The following is a 23,196-nucleotide window of genomic DNA, read 5'->3' on the forward strand; positions in this document are numbered from 1 at the left end:
ATCTTTGGTTCGGGGGATTTTTCATTCCACCAAAGTGATCTCCTTCACCCAGAAGCCCGGATGCGCCACGGGCGTGGACACACTCAGCAACGTGCTCCCCGCGGGGACCGTTACTCCCCTCAGCGTAGCCTCAGCCCATTCGCGGGGGTAGACTTCCTTGCGTTTGGTACGGTCGGCGACGGGTATCTCCCGCGTCATTGCGGGTGGCAACTCCATGCTATAGGCCTCTCCCTTATCCGTTCCTACGACGATTTCGCGGGGGGCTTCGTCATCCAGGTGGTAGCGGATGTTGACGGTGTAGGCGCGGTCCTCAGACGTGGCGATCGGCCAGGCGGCGCCCTCCGGTCCCAGGTTGATGAAGTAATCATTTGCCCAGCCGTACTCATCGTTGAAGGTGGTCTTGCCATTAGGCTCCCCTTCGTGCGCCAGGAACCGTACGAGGCCGGAGGATGCATCCAAACTAATTGGCGGCGCGATGATGCCGGTCGGTGGAGCTACTTCCACAATCTTTTGCTGGTAAACTTTCATCATCTTTAGGAAGACGTCCGATTGACCTACGAGCAAGTCTCCGGAATTAGGGAGCAGCAAATCTTTCTGTTGTCCCGGATCCCGCTCCAGATCGTAGGCTTCGAAGCGGTCCGCCGCGCGGGCAACGAGGAGGTAACGACCATCACGGACGCTACCCGGGTAGCCAGTAAAGTCGTAGCCCTGTTTGAAGGTATAGATGTACCGGCCGTCTTCCGGCAGCGCTTCGGTAGCCGTTAGGCCGGGCAGTAGGCTGATACCATCTACATCTGCGGGAATAGATTCGCCGATGTAGTCCAGTAACGTGGGCAGTAAGTCAATGTGGGCGGCCGGGCGGTCCGTTACCGTTCCGTTGGCTGGGTGGTCGCCCGGAAAGGTGATAGAGAAGGGCACGCGCACGCTGCCTTCGTTCACCTGCCCCTTCGTCCCCTTCAGTCCCATCCGGAATCGGTCTCCGTTCGGTCCGTTGTCGGTGGAGAAAATGACGACGGTATTGTTCAGGACGCCGGCCGCGTTGAGCCGTTCCAGTAGGCCGCCGAGCCGTTCGTCGATGGATTCAATCATGGCGTAGATGCCGGTATTGTAATCGGTGAGTCCCCGCTGTTTGACGTCGTCCCAGTACTTATCCGCCACCTGCACCGGGGTGTGGGGGGCTTGATAGGTGATCATACTGAAGAAGGGGCGGTCGTCGTCCGCCAGCATGAAGGCGGCGGCGGAGTCTGTTAGAATACCCGTGAGGTCGCCGTGGAAGGAAACAAGTTCGTTGCGCTCGTTCTCCAGTTCACCGTCGAAGTAATCATTGAAGTGGCCGAGGGTAAAACCCAGGAATTCGTCGAAGCCTTGCCCAGCCGGGTCGTAGGGTTTGGTGGCTCCGTTGTGCCACTTACCGAAGAGGCCGGTCCGGTAGCCCGCTTCGCGGAGGTATTCGGGGATGGTCTTTACTTCGGCGGCCATCGTCTCGCGGCGGCGGGTGACGAAAACCGCCCCGGTGCGGGGGTGGTACTGTCCAGAGAGGAAGCTCGCCCGCGTTGGTGCGCAAACGGGGCTTACGTAGAATCTGTTGAACTTAGCGCCGGAACTTAACAGTGCATCCATATTCGGCGTCCGGATCGAGTCATTTCCGTGGAGGGAAAGGTCGCCTATTCCCTGGTCGTCCGTCAGGATGAAGAGGATGTTCGGTCGGTTTTCGTCTGGGTATTCCCCTTCCCTTTCCACGGCACCCGCGCAAGCGCCCAGAATGAAAAGCAGGAAGAAGAAAGGGAGTAAATTAAAAAGTCTCATCTCCACGAATGTACGCAGGGATGAGACTTTCGAAACGGTTTCGGAGCCGCTTACTTGATCACGTTGGTAAGATCGATCCCCATGGATTTGGCCCGGTTGCGCCACCGCTCGCGGGCTAGTTTTTGCATGTCGGAGCTGGTGTCCATCTCGTCCATGATCTCAAGTCCGAGGAGGGTTTCCATCGCGTCTTCCATGGTGACGATGCCTTCCATGCCGCCGAATTCGTCGACGACCATCGCGATCGGTTCGCGGCGTTCCAGCATGTTATTGATCAGATCGTGCAAGGAAGTCGTCTGCGGGATCATCAGCAGCGGGCGGATGAGTGTTTTGATGTTCTCCTGATCCTGATTGTTAATGATGGCCTTATAAACCAGGTCCTTCAGTACGTAGCCTTCGACCTGATCACGCGTCTCCCCGAAGACCGGGTAGCGGCTGAAGGGGCTGTTGTCGTACTTCTCGTAAAACTCACGAATGGTGAGGTGGGACTTAGCTCCGACCACCACCGTGCGGGGCGTCATCACGTCGTGTACCGTCAGGCTGTCGAACATGAGGAGGTTCTGCAGGATCCGGCCTTCCTCCTTGGCGAGTTGTCCGCTTTCGGTCTGGGCGTCGGCCATGGCCATAAATTCGCTACGGCTGAGGGCGCTGGAATGGGGATCGTCGCCGCGCAGCAACAGCTTTTTGATCTTATCGGAAATCCAGATGAAGCCCGTCCAGGTAAAAATCTTCACCATGATGTTGAGGGACTTCACGGTGAAGGGAGCGAGTTGCTTCCAGTAGGTGGCCCCCAAGTTTTTCGGGATGATCTCGGAAAGAATGAGGATGGCCAGCGTCATCACTACGGAGACGATGAGTTCGTAACCGACGGCGTAATCAATGAATGGAATCGTGAAAGCAACCGCATCTACCCCAAAGGCACCCGCCGTGCTGGTACCGACCATGATGGCACCGACCGTATGCGCTACGGTGTTGAGCGAGAGAATGGCCGTGAGCGGGGCGTTGACGTCTTCCTTAAATTTCGTCAGCAGCTCTCCGGTGCTACCACCTTCCTGCTGCTTGATCTGTACGTAACTGGGGGTAACGGAGAGTAAAACGGCTTCCCAGATGGAACACAGGAAGGAAAAGGCAATGGAGACGATTGCAAAAAACAGGAGGGTTCCCATAAGCAAGTGCGGACCACCAGGGTCGCTTTGTGGATATTCAGCACGCCACACGAGCGCACACGGATCATGGTTCGATCCAGTTACTAAGATAAAGCGTTCGTGCGCTTGGTGTTCTACTCAATGTAGAGTTTCTGAAAGGGCGCCGGTACGTCACCATTCCCCATTTGATTCAGTTGGCGCAGTCGCGTCGTAGAAATACCGTAGCGCTGCGCAATGGCGAACATAGTTTCCCCCTCCTGTACAACGTGGTAGGCGCGGGTGCTGGGCTGGTAAGCGGGGGGCGTATTTGCCTCCGGTTGTGGTTGCGCCGGCGCTAGCATCGCCGGTGGCGTTGCGTTCAGCGGCGTACCGCGGAAGGGATCTCCCTGCACGCTGGGTTGCGGGGTCGGCTGTGGCCTAGCGTAGGGCTGGGGCTGAGGGTTCTGGCGGGGCGCCGGCGTTACCCCACGGCCTTCAAGTTGGCTGAGGGTACGCGGTGCCGGTGCTGGGGCTGGTGCGGGCGTCGGGTCACGGTAGGCCGGCCAGGCATTGTTGTACGCCGAGGGGCCGGGGGGCGTGTAGGATGGCGCGGAAGCACCGTAACGCGGCTGTACCGTCCGGGGAGCCGGCTCAAACTCAGGTGGCGCGGGTGGCGCGTAGGGCTGGTTCTGAGGCGTATCCGGCAAGGTGAGTGGCTGCGCCGTCGTCGTCGGGGCCGGCTGAGAATGGTTACAGTGGTCGGTAATTACGCGTTGGCCCGCGTACAGGATATCCGTCGGAGACAGGTTATTGATCTGGCGAAAACGCTCTTCTGTATATCCGCTCAGATAAGCCACACTGGCTACCGTCTCACCGGCGCGAACGATGCGGGTCTTGCCATCCGTCTGGTAAACGGTCGCATTAGGTACGGGCGCGGCTGCACGAGCAGTGGGCGCTGCCGCAGGTGCCGAGTAAGGGGTTGGAGCCGGAGCTGAAGCACTAGTAGTTGAGCTAATCTTAAGGACCTGCCCAGGGTAGATCGTCGTACCCGACATTCCATTGATGCGTTGGATGGCATCCGCCGTCGTACCGTACTTCCGGCTGATACCGTAAAGGGTTTCCCCTTTCACGACGCGGTGGTCCTGGGTCGTTACCGTAGGTGCTGTACTTTCCCGGTAGGCTCGGCTTTCGGGCTGCGGCGCGGGCTGCCGGTAAGGCTGCTGAACGTAGGGTGTTGGTTGCGCGTAAGGCTGCGGCGCTGGCGTGACCCTTGAAGGCTCCGAAGGTGTCACTTGCGTGGACGGAACCGGGACATTGTTATAAGGATTGGACCGGACGACGGCGCCCGTCCCCGCAGTGGCTGCACCCTGCTTCAGGCGGGCACAGTTCTGTACGAGGTACTCCGCCAGTGGGATACCATTCACCGACCGGGCCTGGATGACGGAGCCCATGGAAGTCGTCCCGTTACTACCGAGGCGGCGCTCCAGCAGTCCGATTTCCGGAGAGATCCGGTACTGAATGAGCGGGTGTGCGCTACCCGGCTCCTTGTGTTGGATCAACAGTTCGGGAGAGCAGTTACCCGGTTCCGCTCCTTCCAGAATGACGGATGCTTTGGGGCGTTGGAAGCTGATGTCCGTATTAAGCTCCGCGTACCGCTGGTTGAGTTTGAAGCGGGTGTACTTGGAAGTGTAAATGATTTGGTCGCCCTGCTTTTGCATCACGCTGGCGCCCACAACGGGCGTCACCCGGAACTCACCCGTAAAGGCCCGGCGGATGATGAAGACCTGGTCCGACTGCGTCCAGATGCCCAGACTGAGATTGGAGGTCAGGCGGCTGTCGTTGCAGGAAAGGTAATTGGCGGGGATGGTGCTTTGCGTTTGCCGGCCTTCCATTCCCGTCTCCAGCGTCAGTACGTAACCGTTGGGGAGGTGAAAAGCGTAAGCGTAGTAGTCGTTATTCATTTGCCCCGAACTCGCCTCCTGGTATCGGATTCGGTCGGCGCAGCCATCCTCGGCGAAAATGTAAATGCTTTCCGCGGAAAGCGTCACCACAGCGCACAGCACTGCGGCAATAGCAAGGAGAAAACGTGTCATGATTTTAGATTTGGGATAAGTAAAGGTGGACGTAAACCTATTGGGAGTGTGTATAAAATAAGAAACACAAAGTAACAGAAATTTTCAGAGGTAAGCTCTCTACCTATTGCGACCTACCTCTAGCTGGGTTTGAATCGCGCCTACTCCGTCACATCCGTGTTAAGGAAAGCGCTACCCCGCCTGCGAGACCCGTCGCCTTATTATATTTGCGAAGCGTCGGAATCCGGCTAGCGAATTAATGTGGTAATGACCCTGCCACTCGTTCAGCCCCGGCCGCGCCTTATCAACAACCTCTCTACGTGAATTCATCACCGATAATCGGAAAGCACGGCTGGCCAAAATTGGTCGCCCTTTCTGCCCTCTGCCTCGCCCTCGTGGCGGGCATCGTGGTCGCCAGCCTTACCGCGATGGCCACCCCACCACCGGCACCGGCCCTCACCGAAGCGGCCTTCCCGATGGTCAAGCCCAACCTCCGCTACGGCGTGGCCCTGGATACATTTGACGTCCGGATCGACACGATCCAGAACGGGCAAACCCTGTCCGACCTGCTTTCCGATCAGGGGCTCACCGGCCAACAAAGCTTCGAGTACGCCAATACCTTTAATGGTTTGTTGGACGTCCGGAACCTCCGCGCCGGCCGCGCCTACACCGTGCTGAACAATCCCAAAACGGAAGGCCCCGACTACCTGATTTACCAGCCGAGCATTTACGAATTCGTAAAGCTTGATCTCCAGGGCCAAGGTGGCGACGAGCGCGTAAAACTCCCCGTCGAAACGGAGATCGTCTCCGCCGGCGGCACCATCGAAAGCAACCTCTGGAACGCCATGACCGGCGCCGGCATGAGCATCGCCCTGACCGACCGAATGGAGGATGCCCTGCAGTGGTCCGTCGACTTTTACCACGTCCAACCCGACGATGCATTCCAGCTCGTCTACGAAAAGAAACTCGTGGAAGGTGAGGTAGAAGCCGCCCCCGGCATGGTCAAAGCCGCCCGCTACAGCAGCAACGGAGAAGATATCTATGCTTTCTGGTACGAAAGCGCGGACACTACCCAATCCGGCTACTTCGGCCTGAACGGTGAACCGATGAAGTCCACCTTCCTGAAGTCGCCACTCCGCTTCAGCCGGATGTCCAGCGCATTTAATCGAACGCGTTTCCACCCCGTGCTCAAACGGGTGAAGCCCCACCTGGGTACGGACTACGCCGCTCCCCGCGGCACCCCCATCATGAGCGTTGCCGATGGCGTAATCATCGAACGCGGCCGCCGTGGTGGCAACGGTAATTTCGTCAAGATCAAGCACAACGAGACCTACACGACCCAGTACCTCCACATGCAGAAGTTTGAGGACGGCCAGCGCGTCGGTACCCGCGTCCGCCAGGGGGAGACCATCGGTTACGTTGGTTCCACGGGTTTGGCGACTGGCCCCCACGTTTGCTTTCGGTTCTGGGAAAAGGGCCGGCAGGTGGACCACACCAAGCTCCGCTTCCCCCCCGCCAAAACGATGCCGGATACCCTTATGCCCGGCTTTATCGAGCAGCGGGACGCTTACCTCGAGCAACTCAACGCCGTCGGCAATCCCCACCAGGATACCCAGCAGCAAATCATCGACGGGTTGCAACGGATGGAGGAAATGAAGGGTATCGGAGACGCCAAGTAAGCAAAAAGGCGATCGGCCCGTTACACTCTCAGCCGCCCCAAGTAGCGGCGGTAAATTCACATGCTCCGCGCCTTGCTCTATTTCCTGCTATCCTTATTTGTCCTCGGATGCGTAGCCGCCTACGTCGTGGTCGATCACGTCCTCCCCTACGCCATCCTGAAACCACGGCGGGTCGTCAATAATTCGTTGCCGGACAGCGTTGGGTTGGATTTTGAGCACTTTCGGCTCCAGTCCTCCTCCGATACCATTGAGCTAGATGCCATCTTCGTTCCGGCTACCGTTCCGGCCCGGGCCAATCTCATCATGTTGCACGGTATCGGTTCGTGCAAGGAGGTCTACCTCGGCACCCTGCCGCGGCTCTGCGAACTAGGCTACAACGTACTTCTGTGGGACCAACGCGCACACGGTAAGAGCGGCGGCACCTACGTCACTTACGGTGCCAAGGAGAAGGTGGACGTCTGTCGGGGCATTGATTGGTTAGAAAATAAGGCACCGGATCTCCCGACGGGTATTTACGGAAATTCCATGGGCGGGGCCGTTGCGCTGCAGAGCCTGGCCTTCGAAAAGCGCCTCCAGTTTGGACTCATTGAGAGCACCTTTACGAACCTGCCCGAAATCACCCAGGCTTACGGCACTCGCCTGAGCGGCTACGAGCTTCCGCGCTGGCTCACTGACCGGGTGCTGCGGCGGGCCGGTCGGGTGGGTGACTTCAAACCTTTCGCGATCCGCCCCGTCGACGCTGCCGTCGACATCACCCAGCCGGTTCAGCTCATCCACGGGGATGCGGATTCGAACATAAACGTCAGCCACGCCCACCTGCTGTTCAGCGCCCTTGGCTCGGCGGATAAGGACCTTTACCTCGTCGCCAACGGAGACCACGCCGATCTCTGGCACAAGGGAGGGGAGGACTACGAGGAAGTCTGGTACGGCTTTTTCCGGCGCATGGTCGCTAGGTAATCGGGCGGGTTCTTACCTTCCGGGTATGAACCGACGCAAAGCTCTCCAACTCTCCGCTGCCCTCCCCTTCGCCGCTACTTCCTGCGCCACGGCGAAGTCAACTGCCAGTAACCAGGGCGCTGCCGCAGGTGCCGGGGAAGTGGGAACGGGACCGAGCGCAACACCTTTCAACCTCGCCTTCGCGCCCCACGCCGGCACCTTCAAAGCCACGGCCGGCACGGACGTCCTGGACCAGATCCGCTACGCCGCGGACCAGGGTTTCACCGCGTGGGAAGACAACGGCATGCCAGGGAGAACGCCCGCACTGCAACAGCAAATGGGGGAACTCCTGGAGCAGAAGGGAATGCGGATGGGCGTATTCGTCGCCAATACCATCGATTGGCAATCTCCCACCCTGACGCTGGGGGCGGGTGAACACCGCGATAAATTTTTGGTAGATATCCGCAATTCCGTGGAGGTCGCCAAGCGTTGCAACGCCACCTGGGCCACGGTCGTCCCCGGCGTCCTGGACCACCGTCAGGAACCCATGTACCAATTTGCCAACGTAATGGAGTCCCTCAAGCAGGCGGCGGGCATTTTGGAGCCCCACGGCATCGTGATGGTCCTGGAACCCCTCAATTATCGGGACCACCCCAGTTTGATGCTGACCAAAGCTGCGCAGGCCTACGCCCTCTGTAAAGCGGTGGATAGCCCCAGCTGCAAGATCCTTTTTGACATTTACCACCAGCAAATCCACGAGGGCAACCTTATCCCCAACATCGATGCCAGTTGGGATGAGATTGCCTACTTCCAGATCGGGGATAACCCCGGCCGGAAGGAACCGACCACAGGGGAGATCAATTACCGGAACGTCCTGGCTCACATCCACTCCAAGGGCTTCACCGGTATTTACGGGATGGAGCACGGGAATAGTATGGACGGTAAGGAAGGGGAAGCCCGCGTCATCCAGGCCTATCGAGAGGTGGACGTACTGGGTTAAATGTTATCATTTTAAGTCATCGTTAAAGTCTTGGAGCAGCCTTTGGTCTTACGCAGCGCAGCAAGTAAGGTCAATGGTTCTCCTTTAGACTTGCACGAACTTAATTTTCACCCCAAAGCTGATAAGTTAGCCTGACCGGACCGCCACCCTTGGCCCGGTCCGGTCAGGCTATCTTATCTTAAGTCGGCCACCCTTGGGGTGGTTTCATCCAGTAGATGAATCTGAATCACCGGGGGCACGCTATTGGGTTCTCCAACCCTACGTCTTGGAAGGCTAAGCTTGGATTAAGCACCCCCGGTGAATTCTACTGACGACAAGCCCAAATAGCAGTCCATATTACTAGCATAATAAAGGAGAAGGGACATCGACAGTATTCAGATCAACTGCGATAAACAGTGTTCGAAGATATGAAGTATTCTTTCATCATGGGTATCGACGCCGCCGCCGGCAAGTTCGATTACCACCTCATGGATCGTCAAGAAACCGAGATTTGCTTTGACGAAGTTCAATTGGCCGGGCTCAATGTACAAGCTTGGTTCAGCCAACTCTGCCAGACGGTAGATTGTCCCGTCGACGGCGTGTTAGTGTGCATCGAAAACACGGGCGTATACAGCATTGGCGTGGCTTATGAACTCCACCTGGCGGGCGTAGCCGTTTGGCTAGAAGATGCCTTCCAAATCAAACAGAGTAGCGGGCGAGTAAACAGCAAAACGGATCGCCTGGACGCCATGCGTATTGCTCGTTATGGACTTCGAAACCATACTGATTATCAAGCCTTTGTCGCCGACGCTAAAATCGTCATCAACCTCAAGTCGCTCAACCAACAGCGCGGCCGACTACTTAAAGCTAAGAACCAACTGGCTAATGCTATCGGTGAAGAACGCCGCTACGTACCGACCGACTTACGCCCCACGGATGACTACTACGCCGATACGGAGGATGTGCTCAACCGAATCACTCAAGCTATAAAAGCTATTGAAGCTAAAGTAGCTAAACTCATCCGGCAGGACGCCCGCTGTAAACGCATGAATGAAGTTTTGACTTCACTGCCTGGCATCGGTCCGGTGACGGCTCTCAAACTAATGCTAAAGACAAACCTATTTGCTCGTGGCTTTGACCACCGCAGGATAGCTTCCTATCTAGGCATTGCACCTCATCAGAGGCAATCTGGAAAGCGACTAAACGAGAAGCCTCGAACGCGTAAAAACGTCGACAAAGCTTGCAAAGCCAGTCTGTATATGGGCATGCTACGTCATGTTAATAGCGACAACCGTATCGGCCACTATTACCGCCGCAAGATCGCCGAAGGCAAGCATCACAACTCAGCGATTAACGCTGTATCAAACATCATTTTAGAGACTGCCTGTGCTTGTCTAAGAAAGGATGAACTTTATGTAGAAAAGTTCGCCAAAAACTTGCAAACGTCATAGCAATCCAAGCGCCCGGTCCTGACCGCCAAGCGCCCGGGCTTGACCGCCAAGCGCCCGGTCTTAATCGAGCAGACATTATCAAAGGTGATTCCTAAGTCAGAGATAAGCGACAGAAATAACGCATGAGTATTTCCCACATAAGTTAAATCCCGGATTTTAACGCTCGCTACTGATACGAAGCGCAACACCCGGTGGGGGTCCACGTTTAAGCCTCGAATTGCACTTCGAGGGTCTTCGCGAGACCTGCCCCTTTTGAACTACGCCCCGGTTTCATCGTCATAAACCAACCGACATGAATTCCTTATTTGTTTTACTGCTGGTCTTTACCGGCTTTGCTTCCGCGGGTTTGCACGCCCAGGAAGAATCCCCCACCAACATGGCTGATGCGCTCGCCGCCGATGCCAGTACGAGTACCTTGCTTTCCGCCCTCAACGCGGCCGAGTTAACCGATGCGTTGAGTACGGACGGCACCTTCATCTTGCTAGCACCGACCAATGATGCCTTCGAGAAGTTGCCCGAAAGCACCGTTGCGGGCTTGATGGCTCCGGACAACGTGGATGCCCTACGTTCCCTCCTTCAGTTCCACCTTCTGAGCGGTGCCGAGGACGGCGGTGGCGAAATGGCCTCCGAGAAAATCGAGGCGGCCGGCGCTTCCGTCACCCGCACCATTGATTGTACGAACGGGACGATCTACCTGATCGATACCGTATTACCACCACCTCCCATGCAGGAGGAGGGTGGTGAATAATCGAGCCCCTGACCGAACCCGATGCAAAACCCGTCCCCCGGCGCCTTTATGGTGGCCGGGGGATTTTTATTTTGGGGTTATCTTCCCAAAAATTCAGCCCCCACGTGAGACCAATTGTCACCCTTACCTCGCTTTTCCTATTGCTTTGCACCTGCGTCAGCGCCCAACTATTTGCGCAGACGACGAACTCGGAGACGCCGAAAGAACTGACCTACTACCTGCCGGATCTGGACTACAATCCAAACATCACCACGCCGGAGGAATTTCTGGGATGGCAGATTGGGGACTGGCACATTAGCCACGATCTGCAGCAGGCGTACATGCGTTTGCTGGCCAGCCAGAGCGACCGGATGACGCTCGAAGAAATTGGCCGCAGCTACGAAGACCGTCCCCTGCTGAACCTCATCGTAACCAGCCCGGAAAACCAGGGGCGGCTAGAGGATATGCGCGAGCAACACTACTTCTGGAGCTCGCGGGGAAGTGGCGTGAAGGAGAGCGCCATCAATAACGTGCCCGCTGTACTGTACCAGGGCTTCAGTATCCACGGCAACGAACCGAGCGGGGGAAATGCCGCGCCGTTGGTAGCCTACTACCTGGCCGCCGCGCCTTATTCGGCCGTAGCAAAGGTGCTGGATGACAACATCGTACTCTTCGACCCCTGCTACAATCCGGACGGTTTTAACCGCTTCGCCAGCTGGGTGAACAGCCACAAAAACAAGACGATGACCGCCGACGGGGCCGACCGAGAATACAACGAGGCCTACCCCCGCGGGCGGACTAACCACTACTGGTTCGACCTCAACCGCGACTGGTTGCCCGTGCAACACCCCGAAAGCCGCGCCCGGATCAAACAGTTCCACGAATGGCGGCCGAACGTACTGACTGACCACCACGAGATGGGGAAGGATGCGACTTTTTTCTTCATGCCCGGAGAACCAACGCGGGTGCACCCGATGACGCCAAAAGTGAACCAGGACCTGACTTACAAAATCGGCCAATTCCACGCCGCCGCGCTGGATGAAATTGGTTCTCTTTACTACTCCGGGGAAGGTTACGATGACTTCTATTACGGTAAAGGATCAACTTACCCGGACATCAATGGATGTGTGGGAATTCTCTTTGAGCAGGCCAGCTCCCGCGGCCACCTGCAGGAGACGGATAATGGTTTGCTGAGTTTTCCCTTCACGGTGCGAAACCAGGTCACGACTGCGCTGAGCACCCTGACGGCCTTCGGCGAACTGCGCAATGATTTGCTGACCTACCAACGGGAATTCCTACAGGAAGCCTACGCCGGCAGCACCGGCTACCTCGTCGATACCGACGGTGACCAGGGCCGCGCCCGGGAGCTGATGGACTTGCTCCGCATCCACGATATTCCCGCCAAGCAAAACGGGGACGGACGTGACGTGAAGGAGATATTCGTTTACGAAACGCCGGCCTCCCGCGCCTTCTTTGAACCGATTACGGAGTTTGAGGACAGCCTCTTTTACGACGTATCGACCTTCGTGCTTCCCTACGCCTTCAACCTACCCTACCGAAAGGTGTCGGGTGGCCTACCGCGTGGAGGCGATTGGATGCCGACGGGTGGCACCACGATTGCGAATGAATTGCAAGGGACAGTCAGGGCGAAATACGCCTACCTGCTGCCGTGGGATGACTACTATTCCGCCAAGGCACTCTACCAGCTTTTAGATGAGGAATTGATCGTCAAAGTCAGCGACAAATCCTTTAGCGTGGAAGGGGAAGATTACGGACCTGGGTCCATCATCGTCCCGGTAGAAAACAACCAGGAGCAGACACCGGAAGAGATTTACGCAATCATTCAGCGCGTGGAAAGGGAAGTTGGCATCCCCTTCGTCCCCCTAGCCGGTGGACGCGTAAGTAAGGGACTGATGCTGGGTAGCCGCTCCGCTTACCAGACCCTCAGGAAGCCGGAGGTCGCCATCATCGTGGAGGGCGGCACGGCCAGCCTGGAGGTGGCTGACGCCTGGCACTTGTTGGACCAACGCTTCAACATCCCCGTCACCAAACTACCGATGGACCGCGTTGGCCGAACCGACCTGGACCGCTACAACACCATCATCATGGTGGACGGCAACTACGGTGACCTTGGGAGCGCCGGCACTGACGCCCTTAAAGAGTGGATGGGTTCGGACCGGGTGCTGATCACGCTGAAGCGGGCGGCCTACTGGGCAAAATCCGCCGGCATCTCGAAAGCTGCGGTGCGCAACGCGCCCAATCCAGATAAGGACGATGAAAGTCGCCGACCCTACTCACGCTACGCCCGCGATGGCGGCGGCAAGGTGCTGGGAGGTGCCATTTTCGAAGCGGAAGGAGATCTGAGCCACCCCTTATTATTCGGCATGCAGCGGGCAGATATACCTGTATTCAAGCGTAGTACTTTGTTATTTGATCTGCCCAACAACTACTATGCCTCTCCCCTCACCTTTGGGGATAATGCTTTGCTGAGTGGTTACTCTCCGCGCGGTTTTGAGGAAGAGTTAGCTGGCACGGCCGGTATCGTGGTGAGTGGTTACCGGGGCGGCCGCGTCATTAGTTTTGCGGACAACCCCAATTTCCGGGCCTTTTGGTACGGTACCAACCGGCTGTTCATGAACGCAATCATGTTCGGACACACCATCTCCGGGCGGGCGACGGAATAGCTTATTTACAGAAGAGGGCTTAAAAGGGCGCTCGTCCCAATACCCTTAAAATCACAAGCCCCCCCCTTTACTGGGTTGGGGGGATACTCACAAATCGTAATATGGTACTGGTTGCCTAGCTCACTCCTCGTTAAGCCATAATTCGGACAGACAGCTGACCAATCACCCGCCGGCTTTCTCAACATTACTATCACTACGTCGTTTTTGTGTCCATGATTGCACTGCTTTACGTTGGCATTACCCTCCTCACTATCGCCGCGATGGAGTTCACGGCCTGGGCGGCGCACAAGTACCTGATGCACGGCGCGCTGTGGTTCCTGCACGAAGACCACCACAAGCACGACCACGAGGACGATGGATTCTTTGAGAAGAATGATTCCTTCTTCATCATTTTTGCGGTGCCCAGTGCTTTGTCTTACATGATCGGCCTGAGTTGGCCAGGGTACATGTGGCTGACCTTTGTGGGGATTGGCATCAGTATTTACGGCCTGATCTACTTTCTGATTCACGACGTCTACATCCACCGCCGTTTCAAGTGGTTTAAGCACCTCGATAACAAGTATTCCCGAGCCATTTTGCGGGCGCATGGGCACCACCACGCCGTAACGGAAAAGGACGGAGCCGAGAGTTTTGGTCTTCTAGTGGTTGATAACAAATACTACGGCAAGCGCAAGGACTGGGACAAGTGATCTTATATACCTGAATCAAAGTGGTTTAGGGACAGTAATGCTTACCTTGGGCTACTACGGCGTCTACCTTGCATAGTTGGAAGCCGACTTACTGAATAGCCAAACCTCCAAAATCTTCCATTTCCGTGGATGATCGTTTACTAGACAAGATTGCCCAGCCCTTCAACATTGAGTTGGAGGAGCGGGAAACGATGCGGGAGATGATCGATGAGATTCTTCCCGCCATTCGCCCCTTCAGTGAGCCTCACCTCGACGATGAGGACAGTCCTCTCTTTTCCCGCAACTGGGTTCGGATGACCGACAACCCGGGAGATACCGTAGTGAAGTTGCACACCTTTAGTCGGACGGGAGAGATCATGGTCTCCAACGACGGGGAAATGGATTCTTTGAGCTTTAAGATCACCGATCCGAACCGCATCATCATCGGGGAGGCCATCCACCGCAACAGCTTCCTGTTTGAGTTGGCCTTTATGGATAATGATTTCCTGATCCTCGTCCGCCACGGCAACGAGCGCAACTTCGATAATAAGTACATTTTCTACGCCGTGGAACACATTGGTACCCGGCTGAAGTACAACGAGGCGCTGACAAAACTCGTCACGAAATACCGGAATAATGCGATGCCCTGGTGGCTCGTAGTGGTTGCCCTGTTGGTGATTGCGGCCGTGGTGCTGTACCTGACTTGATTTTTAAATGGTGACTTGACTTAGCCACCGTAATGGTTCCTCTGATGGCAGAGATCCAGCCAAGAATTTACCTGGCTTACTTTCAATATACCTCCGCTGCCATCCGGTAAGTATTGGCGTGGGCTTCAATGATGGTAGCTAAGCGTTCGGAATAGCCGCCGCCCATACTGACGGCTACTGGGAGGCCCCGCTTTTGACACTGTTCGAAAACGAAACGATCACGCTGTTTGCAGCCCTGGATGGTACAGGCTAAGCGCCCCAATTTGTCGGTGGCCAGGATGTCGACACCGCTGAGGTAGAAGACTATGTCCGGCCTCACCCGGTCGAGCAGGGAAGGCAAGATTTCTTCCAGTTTATCCAGGTAGGCTTTGTCTTCCGTGCCGTCCGGGAAGCCCACGTCCAGGTCGGAGGTCATTTTGCGGGTCGGGTAGTTTTTGGCGCCGTGGAAGCTGAGGGTAAAGACTCGGTCATCCCCCGCGAAGATGCTGGCCGTCCCGTTACCCTGGTGGACGTCCAGGTCCACGACGATTGCTCGCTGGATCTCTCCAGTATGGAGCAACTCATTAGCCGCGATGGCGATATCGTTATAGACGCAGAACCCTTCCCCGCGGTCGGCAAAACTGTGGTGGGTGCCGCCAGCGATGTTTAAGGCGACGCCGTCCTGAAACGCAAACCGGGCGCAGTCTAATGTTCCCTGTGCGATGACGCGACCCCGGGCGATCAGGTCCGGACGCATGGGGAATCCGATGGCGCGGATCTCCTTTTTGGAGAGGGTGTTCGTCTTCAGTTTATGCCAGTATTCTGCCGTGTGGGTGCGGAGGATGGCGTCCTCGGGTAGGGGTTCGGGGGCGAAGAAATTTGCTTGGGTGATCGTGCCCTCGTACAGCAATTGCTCCGGGAGTAGGGAATACTTTGCCATGGGGAAACGGTGCTTCTCGGGGAGCTGGTAGCGGTAGGTTGGGGAGAAGGCGATTTTCACGGATGGCGAGGAGGGCTTGGTACTTTGTGTACTTGTTTTCGCAAAGAAGTTTAAGGAGATAAAGAGGGATAAGAAGAAAGGTGCGGTGGGGATCGGCTATTCACTTTTCTGCTGAATCACCTGAGGAAATTATTATGGCTCTGTTTCGCAAAGAAGTATAGGACGGCAAAGAGGATAAAGAAGAGGGGTAAAATGACAATTGCTCTCTATATAGCTTCTTGCGTCGAAGAAATTTATGGTGCTTTGGTGCTACCGGTCCCGCAACAAGTTATCCTGCCAGTGGGAGTGGCCGCCGAGGCGGAACTTGGCGGGGATGACGTAATTCATCGACTCATTGATCTCAAGGCGGCAGAAGAAAGCTAGGTGGGGGAGCGTCTGTGTGTACGAGAATTGTTGCCCGCGGAGACCGTTGAGTACAGGTAGATTATTGGGCCAGCCAAAGATGAAATCTTCGCGGTCCACGAAACTTGGGGGGAAGGTGAATCCCTTCAGTTGAAAGGAAGGGATAGTCACCTTTTTGCCTTGCACCTCGTAGGTCCGGGAGGCAGGCTTTTCCCGCAGAAAAGGGGGGACTTCCTGGCCGAAGGTGGATATATTACGACCCGACACTTGGGCGGAAAGCGTACCGCACCACAATGTGGCAAGGAGGAGTAGTAGGAATGAGGAAGTACGGTAAGTCTTCATCAGCGCTTCTTTTTGTTGTCCTTATAGTCACGGAAGATAAAATCGCCGAGGCCTTGCAAGCCGGAGAAATAGGCTTTGCCACCGTTTGTCTCGGTAAATTTCTCGACGAAGCGGACGAGCCACGGGTCCTTGGCGATCATGAACGTGGTAACCGGGATGGAGAGCTTGCGCAATCTGCCAGCTAGGTTCAGGGTTCGGTTGACGATGGTGCGGTCGAGGCCGGCAGAATTTTTAATGTAGCGTTTCCCCCGTTTGATGCAGGTGGGTTTCCCGTCCGTGATCATGAAGATCTGCTTGTTGGGATTGCGACGGCGGCGTAGGATGTCCATGGCCAATTCTAGCCCGGCTACGGTATTGGTATGGTAGGGGCCAACCTGGAGGTACGGTAGGTCCTTCACCTCAATCTCCCAGGCGTCGTTACCGAAAACGATGATGTCCAGCGTATCCTTGGGGAAGCGGGTGGTGATGTATTCGGAAAGCGCCATGGCGACCTTCTTGGCCGGCGTGATGCGGTCCTCACCGTAGAGGATCATCGAGTGGCTGATGTCGATCATAAGTACCGTCGACATCTGTGCTTGGTAGTGGGTTTCGTAGACCTCCAAGTCGTTTTGAGTCAGTTGAAACTCGCCAATACCGTGGTTGATCTGGGCGTTGCGGAGGGATTCGGATACGGCCAGCTTGTCCAATGCGTCACCGAATTCGAAGGGCCGTCGCTCGCTCGTCCGCTCGTCACCCCGGCCGGAGAAACGGGTGGAGTGGTTGCCACGCTTCGACTTCTTGATATCCCCAAAAATATCCTTCAGTGCCTTTTGGCGAATCTCTCCTTCCATCTTGGCAGTAGGCACGAACGGCGGAGCTCCCGGCCCGTCACCCGGCTTGATGAAGTTCTTATCGATGAGCTCCTGAATGAAATCGCCGAGGGAGTAATCGTCGTTCGTCAGTTCGTACTGCCGGTCGAGCTGGGTTAACCACTGCAGTGCTTCCTGGACATTGCCGGAGGTATGCGTCAGCAATTCCTGGAAGAGTTTGAGGAGTTTTTCGAAATCCGTTTCGTCGCCCTCCCCCGGTAAATAGTTTCTAAAGCGCCAGCCTAGCATAGATAGTTACTTGTATATGGGCAAACGACGGGAGGCCGGGATAGTTGAAGGTGAGTATGTCGGGCAAGGTCTCAATCCGTAAGTGTTGGAGGTTTCAGCCGAATCGCTCGCTTCACTGTTAGATTGTAGCCAGCGCTATTGTCAGCGCCCTAACTATCTTGTCCGCTCATGCGACATCTGTTCATCTCCCGAAATCTTGCACCGGAAAGTCCACTGCGGGCATTTGCCAAAGCACAAGGATGGGCACTTACCGATCGATCGCTCCTCACCTTCTCTCCCCTACCCTACGATCCGCCGAAGGATGCAGATATCTGGTTTTTCTACAGCCCCCGTGCCGTGGAGTTTGGAGTGGGAGGGTTGCGGGATGTAACCTCTAATCCAGCCGTTGCCGCTCTGGGGAAGGGTACGGCGACGGCTCTGACGGAACACGGAATTACAGTGAATTTTACCGGCACGGGCAGCCCGGCCGCGGTCACGAATCAGTTTATTCACCACTTTGAATCTGGACGAGTTTTCTTCCCCCGAGCTCGGCAATCGCGGCTGAGCGTACAGACTGCGTTACCGCCAGAATTTCAAGTGATGGATGCCGTTTGCTACGACAACGTCCCCGTCGCGGAAGTACCCCAAGTCATTGCCGACATTTACGTCTTTACCAGCCCGCTGAATGCGCGTACCTACTTACAAACGCACACTTTACCGGAGAAGGCTACGGTAGTAGCCATCGGGCCAAGCACCGGCGGCGAACTCGCTGCACTACGTATAAATCATCACATTGCGGCGAGTCCTTCGGAGGAAGGAATCATAAAGTTATTGGAAACGCTGAAGGGCTAACCTACCAGACATTATCACTCCCCCCCGGCTCCATCTCGCCAGTTTCGACGAAGCTGTTGATCTTGGGTTGAAGGATCCAGGCGCCAATAACCAGCAGGTAAGTGAGGATGGCGTAGCCGGCGACTTCCCCACCTTTCGCGGGGCGCCCTAATTCTACTGATTTAAGCGCCTTACCGATCCAGTAAGCGGTGTAGACCTGGGCGGCGAAGGCAATGAGGCCTCCGATTACCAGGACAGGTAGCAGGTAGAGCAAATTTTTGATATATTCTTCGCTGGGTGAACCGCCCTCTTCCAGTCCCGCTATTGTACCAATAAAGCTCATCAAGAAATAACCTACACCTCCGTACAAAGTAATCGTGGCGATGAATTGGCCAATGAGGGAAGATCTGACGGAGCTTAGTTTTAGGTTCGTTCCCAGCGGCAGTTCCGTAGAGAATCGGTTGGCGACGGACCAAGCCCACACGTAGTAGACAATCATTCCAAGCAGGGTAAGTGCGGCAAACCCAATCAAGTAGGGTGTGGCTGCGGAGAAGTCCGTAAAGAAGTCCTGAATCACCTCACTATCCTCCTCCTGCAAACTCAGCACGGCGTTATTGACCTTAGCGGATACAAAGTAGCCGTATAGTGTAGGTAGGAGAAGCAGGCCTCCGATGACGTAATTTTTGGCGCGTAGTACGGCTTCCATAGGGTGGTATTGTGGTGTGCTTGTTTGAAGGCTAATTTAGGGAGGCTTGTTCTGTTACTACTACCTCTTACGATGAAGGTAGATTTGAAATCGACGAAATACCTATTAAAGCCGTTACTAGGGTAAATAAGAGCCCTTATCTTCCGGCAAATCCATCCTATGGGACGACCACCAATAGCCAAGCAACACCTAAGTATCGACGAGTGGTTAGCCCTGGAAAAATCCACCGGCGAACGCTACGAATATCATCTCGGGGAAGTATTTGCGATGGCGGGTGGGACGCGTGCACACAGTCTCATCAGTGGGAATGCTTTTTACGCACTGGAGGAAAACACTCGCGCTAAAGGCCTGCCGTGTGAAACGCATGCGTCTGATTTGAAGATTGAGGTGAGTTCTAAAGGCCACTACGTGTATCCTGACATGTTAGTCGTTTGTGAGGAGGTAAAGGAATCAGACAGCGTTGCCGGCGCCATCACCAACCCCCAGTTGGTCATCGAAGTGACCTCCGAAAACTCGGACAGCTACGATCGTGGCGTCAAGTTTCGCTACTACAGCCGCCTGCCTTCCGTGCTGGAATATCTGATCCTCGATCAAACACAAATGGTCGCAACGCTTTACCGGCGGCGCGAGAAAGACGCGCTTTTCGTCCGTGAGGATTTTGAGGGCCTCGAGGCTACACTGGAGTTGCGCAGCGTGGAATTGGAGGTACAACTTGCTGTCTTTTATCGGCAGGTGGAGTTTGCGGTGCAAACAGAAGAATAAACGCTACTCCCGCACGTAAATCCGGTGCACCCGCTGCCCAATCCCCGTCAATATCTCGTACGGAATCGTCCGGGCTGCCGCTGCCAGTAATTCAACCGGATGCTCCGGACCAAAGATGACCGCCTCGATCCCTTCCCGCAGTAGGTGCGGGTCGTGGTCCGTCACGTCCACCATCGTCATGTCCATACAGACGGCACCAACCGTGGGGGCTGCTTGGCCATTGATCAAAACGGAAAATTCACCCTCCCCCGCCAAGCGCGGCAGACCGTCGGCGTAGCCGATGCTGAGAGTGGCAATCAGGCTATCGCGCTTAAGGATGCCACGGCGATTGTAGCCAATAGTCGTTCCGGCCGGGTAGTTACGCAGCAGGGCCACGCGCGTCGTGAGGCGGAGGGCCGGCTGTAGTTCCGTAGCCAGGGTCGCATCGCCAATCCCGTACAGACCGATGCCGAGGCGGACGGCATCCAACTGCAACTTCGGCCAGCGGGCGATACCGTTTGAGTTTAGTACGTGCAGTAGTGGAGTGTAACCCAACGCCGAGGTAATACGTCTGGCCTCCCGCTGGAAACCCGCAAACTGCTCGCGCGTAAAATGGTCGTGTTCCGTTGCTTCACTCGCCACGAGGTGGGTAAAGATGGAATTCACCACGGGCATTTTTGGTGCGAAACGAATACTGTCGGCGGCCTTTTCCAGCGGCATCCCCAGGCGCGCCATGCCCGTATCCAACTCCCAGTGAACGGGTAGGCCCAGTTCACCAGCATGGCGTAAATCGTTTACGGATGCTACAACGGGCTCCAGGTCAAAATCCAGCATTTCGGCAAATTCTTCGCGTTCCGGGTTGAGGACCATGATGGGGAGTTGCACGCCGCCTCGCCTCAGTTCTCTGCCCTCGTCGGTGTAGGCCACGGCGAGGTAGTCGGCACCAGCTTCCGCCACGGCGCGGGCGATTGGTAAACTACCACCACCGTAAGCGGAGGCTTTGACCATCACGATCATTTTTGCATCTACCCGTTGCTGGTAGGTCCGGAAATTGTGCTGGATCGCGCCGAGATCGATGCGCAGATTCGTCCGGTGCTGGTGGCGGCTGAGGGCTTTGGCGACGCGCCCGAGTTGCTGATGGCTGGCGCCCTTCACCAGGATCGGCAGGCTGTTGAAAGCGAGCTCATCCAAACCATTCAGCAGCGCCTCCGTGGTTGGAAAAGTAGCGGTCGCGCGATCCCGAATTCCTGCCTCGTGCTCGTCCCCCACCAACATCAGCGTATCCACGTATTCTTCCAGCAAGTTCATCAGGGCGCTGCCGCGGGTGCCGGGGGAAGTGGGCAAGTGATACGGTTGCAAACTTCCTAAAATGAGTTGCACTTTCCCACTAGAACCCTGATTTGCAGCAAATTGGAGGGCCGCTGCCAACGCGTCCAAATCATTGGAATAACTATCATTAATGACGGGCCCGCCGTGCAATCCCGCGGTCTGCTCGAGCCGGTTCTTCAGGGGGAGTAATTTGCTGGAGGCGTTCCGTAAGGCTTCCGGCTCCATTCCTAACCAATAGGCGGCCGTAAGGGCGGAGTAAGCGTTCTCCCGGTAGATCCGTGGCAACTTAGGCAGGGCGATGTCCAACTCTCGGCCATCGATGACCAATTGGTCCAGGCCGTTGCCTTGGTGCACCAATTCCAGGTTACTACCCTTCAGCGCCTTGCGTACCTCCCGGTGGGCTTCGTTAACGACGACGAATTGGGTCGCGGAAAACAAGCTAAGTTTCTCCCGCAATTTTTCTTCCCGGTTGGCGAATCCGTCGTCGTGGGCCGCGCCAAAATGAGTGAATACCCCCAGCGTGGGTTGGATGATCCGCGCCAGCTTTCCCATCTCCCCCGTTGCGCTAACGCCCGCTTCGAAGACGGCCACCTCGTGCTCCGGCCGCAACTGCCACACGGAGAGGGGGACGCCAATCTGGGAATTGTACGACCTGGGGCTGGCACATACCTTGAACTGTTTGCTCAGTATCTGGGACAGCCAATCCTTGACGATGGTTTTTCCGTTACTGCCGGTGATCCCCACGACCGGGATGTCGAACTGGGCCCGGTGGTGAGCGGCGAGGGCTTGGAGGACTTCCACGGGGTCCGTGGCGAACGTCACCCGGTGCGCTCCGTCCATATTTAGCACCTGCGGCAGCGCCTCATTCTTGTGGGAAATTGGGATAACGAAATGCTCGACACCCGCCTTACCTAAGTCTTCGACGAAGGAAACGCCGTGGGTCTTGCGGCCGGGCAGTGCGAAGAAAAGCGTCTGCTTCGGGCGCGTAACCCGCCGGGAATCGACGACCAAATCGAAGCCCGCGTAACACGCGTAGAGCTCGGCAAGATTATCGGGATGGTAGTTCGCTTCCACCCCGCAAACTTACCGTAATTTGCGCCAAGCCCGTAGTCCTTGATCACGCTAGTGGTGGCCTTGGACTACAGACTGTAGACTACAGACTGTAAATGCAAGTACCGAAGATCAACGCCGCCGTAGACCATTTCAGCGAGTGGCTGACCACTGAAGCCGCCGAGCAGTACCTGCCGCTCTTTGAGACCCAGCAAAACTGGCAGGACCACTTCAACGTGGAAGCCAAAAACCTCGCCGAGGTGTACGATCTGGCGCTCGACAGCAAAACCAACCGCCGCCACTACCGCCGCGGGGGCTACGACCCGAAGACCGCCATGCTGGCCATTCTCCGAACCCAAACCGAGTTCGCCCGCGATGCTTTTCGCGACCTCTTCAGCGAGGACCGGGACGTGGACGGGCGCGTCGGCCGCTTCGAATTCTTCATCAACGAACTCTGGAACCGCTACCGGGACGCCCACCCCAAAGACCGGACACCGGACCACTACCACCGCGATGATTACGCCATGGCTTCCCTCTACCTCATGGGCCAGTACCCGGAAATTTACGCGCCCTACTCTACCGAATTGCTACAATCCGTCTGCACGAAACTCGGCGCCAAAGCTATCCCGGAAGCCGCGGATTTTGGGCGCTACGTCAAATTGCTAAAGACGCTACGTAGCTTCCTGACGAAGGACGAAACGGTGATGGCTAATTACCAGGCGTTACTGCGGCCGGGTGACTACGCTGGTGAATCCGCGCTATTGGTGTATTTGTTTTTTAATAGCTTGAACGGAGACAATTAATAATATACCGCCGGCAACCCGTCACGAGCTTGCGAAGCAAGCACGTAGCTTGCCTTGCCCCGGAGGGGTAAACTTTGTAGCCCGGTGTTCGCCAAAGGCGCGCTCCGGGTTTTCGATAAAATGATTTCAACACCACCCCCAAACATCAACCAAACCCCAGCGTTCGA

At 56.2% G+C, this 23,196-nt stretch carries 19 protein-coding genes; 11 read left to right on the forward strand and 8 right to left on the reverse strand.

Annotated elements, in window-relative coordinates; all coding sequences use genetic code 11:
• Positions 1–21: 21 nt before the first annotated feature.
• The 3 genes from A3850_RS00765 to A3850_RS00775 form a co-directional block, all read right to left on the reverse strand.
• A complete protein-coding gene (locus A3850_RS00765; RefSeq protein ID WP_068212910.1) occupies positions 22–1,806 on the reverse strand; it encodes a sulfatase-like hydrolase/transferase in 1,785 nt (594 codons plus the stop codon).
• Positions 1,807–1,856: 50 nt separating this feature from the next.
• Entirely contained in the window at positions 1,857–2,969 is a 1,113-nt protein-coding gene (locus A3850_RS00770; RefSeq protein WP_068212913.1) for a hemolysin family protein, read from the reverse strand.
• Between the two features lie 113 nt (positions 2,970–3,082).
• Entirely contained in the window at positions 3,083–5,020 is a 1,938-nt protein-coding gene (locus A3850_RS00775; protein ID WP_068212917.1) for a LysM peptidoglycan-binding domain-containing protein, read from the reverse strand.
• A 299-nt stretch (positions 5,021–5,319) separates the two neighbouring features.
• Here A3850_RS00775 and A3850_RS00780 point away from each other — a divergent pair, with 299 nt between their 5' ends.
• The 8 genes from A3850_RS00780 to A3850_RS00815 all read left to right on the forward strand — a co-directional run bounded on the left by A3850_RS00780 (position 5,320) and on the right by A3850_RS00815 (position 14,830).
• On the forward strand, positions 5,320–6,678 hold the full coding sequence (locus A3850_RS00780; RefSeq protein ID WP_157500794.1) for a peptidoglycan DD-metalloendopeptidase family protein: 1,359 nt from the start codon (positions 5,320–5,322) through the stop codon (positions 6,676–6,678).
• A gap of 60 nt (positions 6,679–6,738) precedes the next feature.
• Positions 6,739–7,635: an alpha/beta hydrolase gene (locus A3850_RS00785; protein WP_068212923.1), complete on the forward strand. Its 897-nt coding sequence runs from the start codon at positions 6,739–6,741 to the stop codon at positions 7,633–7,635.
• Positions 7,636–7,660: 25 nt separating this feature from the next.
• Entirely contained in the window at positions 7,661–8,614 is a 954-nt protein-coding gene (locus tag A3850_RS00790) for a hydroxypyruvate isomerase family protein (RefSeq protein WP_068212926.1), read from the forward strand.
• Positions 8,615–9,021: 407 nt separating this feature from the next.
• Positions 9,022–10,044: an IS110 family transposase gene (locus A3850_RS00795; protein WP_068212929.1), complete on the forward strand. Its 1,023-nt coding sequence runs from the start codon at positions 9,022–9,024 to the stop codon at positions 10,042–10,044.
• Between the two features lie 292 nt (positions 10,045–10,336).
• A complete protein-coding gene (locus A3850_RS00800; protein WP_068212932.1) occupies positions 10,337–10,792 on the forward strand; it encodes a fasciclin domain-containing protein in 456 nt (151 codons plus the stop codon).
• Between the two features lie 104 nt (positions 10,793–10,896).
• Complete coding sequence (locus tag A3850_RS00805; RefSeq protein WP_231915264.1) at positions 10,897–13,455, forward strand: M14 family metallopeptidase; 2,559 nt, start codon at positions 10,897–10,899, stop codon at positions 13,453–13,455.
• A 212-nt stretch (positions 13,456–13,667) separates the two neighbouring features.
• On the forward strand, positions 13,668–14,144 hold the full coding sequence (locus tag A3850_RS00810) for a sterol desaturase family protein (protein ID WP_068212937.1): 477 nt from the start codon (positions 13,668–13,670) through the stop codon (positions 14,142–14,144).
• Between the two features lie 125 nt (positions 14,145–14,269).
• The gene (locus A3850_RS00815; RefSeq protein ID WP_068212940.1) at positions 14,270–14,830 is read left to right on the forward strand and encodes a hypothetical protein; all 561 of its coding nucleotides are present in this window, start codon (positions 14,270–14,272) and stop codon (positions 14,828–14,830) included.
• A gap of 82 nt (positions 14,831–14,912) precedes the next feature.
• On the opposite strand, the gene A3850_RS00820 is transcribed toward A3850_RS00815, so the two are convergent.
• From A3850_RS00820 to A3850_RS00830, 3 genes are all read right to left on the reverse strand, one after another.
• A complete protein-coding gene (locus tag A3850_RS00820) occupies positions 14,913–15,749 on the reverse strand; it encodes a histone deacetylase (RefSeq protein ID WP_082921553.1) in 837 nt (278 codons plus the stop codon).
• Between the two features lie 309 nt (positions 15,750–16,058).
• Positions 16,059–16,493: a hypothetical protein gene (locus A3850_RS00825; protein WP_068212958.1), complete on the reverse strand. Its 435-nt coding sequence runs from the start codon at positions 16,491–16,493 to the stop codon at positions 16,059–16,061.
• Positions 16,493–17,590 carry a VWA domain-containing protein gene (locus A3850_RS00830; RefSeq protein ID WP_068212961.1) on the reverse strand — a complete coding sequence of 366 codons (1,098 nt, stop codon included), beginning with the start codon at positions 17,588–17,590 and terminating at the stop codon, positions 16,493–16,495. The genes A3850_RS00825 and A3850_RS00830 overlap by 1 nt, the downstream gene beginning before the upstream one ends.
• 168 nt (positions 17,591–17,758) lie before the next feature.
• Between A3850_RS00830 and A3850_RS00835 the strand changes: the two genes are divergently transcribed.
• Positions 17,759–18,421: a uroporphyrinogen-III synthase gene (locus A3850_RS00835; RefSeq protein ID WP_068212964.1), complete on the forward strand. Its 663-nt coding sequence runs from the start codon at positions 17,759–17,761 to the stop codon at positions 18,419–18,421.
• 1 nt (position 18,422) lies between these two features.
• Here the strand turns inward: A3850_RS00835 and A3850_RS00840 are convergent, their stop codons facing one another.
• On the reverse strand, positions 18,423–19,106 hold the full coding sequence (locus A3850_RS00840; RefSeq protein WP_068212968.1) for a hypothetical protein: 684 nt from the start codon (positions 19,104–19,106) through the stop codon (positions 18,423–18,425).
• 159 nt (positions 19,107–19,265) lie between these two features.
• Here A3850_RS00840 and A3850_RS00845 point away from each other — a divergent pair, with 159 nt between their 5' ends.
• The gene (locus tag A3850_RS00845; RefSeq protein ID WP_068212971.1) at positions 19,266–19,868 is read left to right on the forward strand and encodes a Uma2 family endonuclease; all 603 of its coding nucleotides are present in this window, start codon (positions 19,266–19,268) and stop codon (positions 19,866–19,868) included.
• Between the two features lie 3 nt (positions 19,869–19,871).
• Here the strand turns inward: A3850_RS00845 and alr are convergent, their stop codons facing one another.
• Entirely contained in the window at positions 19,872–22,250 is a 2,379-nt protein-coding gene (alr, locus tag A3850_RS00850) for an alanine racemase (RefSeq protein WP_068212974.1), read from the reverse strand.
• A gap of 92 nt (positions 22,251–22,342) precedes the next feature.
• Here alr and A3850_RS00855 point away from each other — a divergent pair, with 92 nt between their 5' ends.
• Positions 22,343–23,029, forward strand: a complete 687-nt coding sequence (locus tag A3850_RS00855) for a hypothetical protein (RefSeq protein ID WP_068212977.1) — start codon at positions 22,343–22,345, stop codon at positions 23,027–23,029.
• Positions 23,030–23,196 lie beyond the last annotated feature (167 nt).

The sequence above is a fragment of the Lewinella sp. 4G2 genome (assembly GCF_001625015.1).
Classification (GTDB): Bacteria; Bacteroidota; Bacteroidia; order Chitinophagales; family Saprospiraceae; genus Neolewinella.

Bases quoted from the DNA above. Each gene is read 5' to 3' on its own strand.
- A3850_RS00765 (WP_068212910.1), bottom strand. From the start codon at position 1,806: ATGAGACTTTTTAATTTACTCCCTTTCTTCTTCCTGCTTTTCATTCTG.
- A3850_RS00770 (WP_068212913.1), bottom strand. From the start codon at position 2,969: ATGGGAACCCTCCTGTTTTTTGCAATCGTCTCCATTGCCTTTTCCTTC.
- A3850_RS00775 (WP_068212917.1), bottom strand. From the start codon at position 5,020: ATGACACGTTTTCTCCTTGCTATTGCCGCAGTGCTGTGCGCTGTGGTG.
- A3850_RS00785 (WP_068212923.1), top strand. From the start codon at position 6,739: ATGCTCCGCGCCTTGCTCTATTTCCTGCTATCCTTATTTGTCCTCGGA.
- A3850_RS00790 (WP_068212926.1), top strand. From the start codon at position 7,661: ATGAACCGACGCAAAGCTCTCCAACTCTCCGCTGCCCTCCCCTTCGCC.
- A3850_RS00795 (WP_068212929.1), top strand. From the start codon at position 9,022: ATGAAGTATTCTTTCATCATGGGTATCGACGCCGCCGCCGGCAAGTTC.
- A3850_RS00800 (WP_068212932.1), top strand. From the start codon at position 10,337: ATGAATTCCTTATTTGTTTTACTGCTGGTCTTTACCGGCTTTGCTTCC.
- A3850_RS00810 (WP_068212937.1), top strand. From the start codon at position 13,668: ATGATTGCACTGCTTTACGTTGGCATTACCCTCCTCACTATCGCCGCG.
- A3850_RS00820 (WP_082921553.1), bottom strand. From the start codon at position 15,749: ATGGCAAAGTATTCCCTACTCCCGGAGCAATTGCTGTACGAGGGCACG.
- A3850_RS00825 (WP_068212958.1), bottom strand. From the start codon at position 16,493: ATGAAGACTTACCGTACTTCCTCATTCCTACTACTCCTCCTTGCCACA.
- A3850_RS00830 (WP_068212961.1), bottom strand. From the start codon at position 17,590: ATGCTAGGCTGGCGCTTTAGAAACTATTTACCGGGGGAGGGCGACGAA.
- A3850_RS00835 (WP_068212964.1), top strand. From the start codon at position 17,759: ATGCGACATCTGTTCATCTCCCGAAATCTTGCACCGGAAAGTCCACTG.
- A3850_RS00840 (WP_068212968.1), bottom strand. From the start codon at position 19,106: ATGGAAGCCGTACTACGCGCCAAAAATTACGTCATCGGAGGCCTGCTT.
- A3850_RS00845 (WP_068212971.1), top strand. From the start codon at position 19,266: ATGGGACGACCACCAATAGCCAAGCAACACCTAAGTATCGACGAGTGG.
- A3850_RS00855 (WP_068212977.1), top strand. From the start codon at position 22,343: ATGCAAGTACCGAAGATCAACGCCGCCGTAGACCATTTCAGCGAGTGG.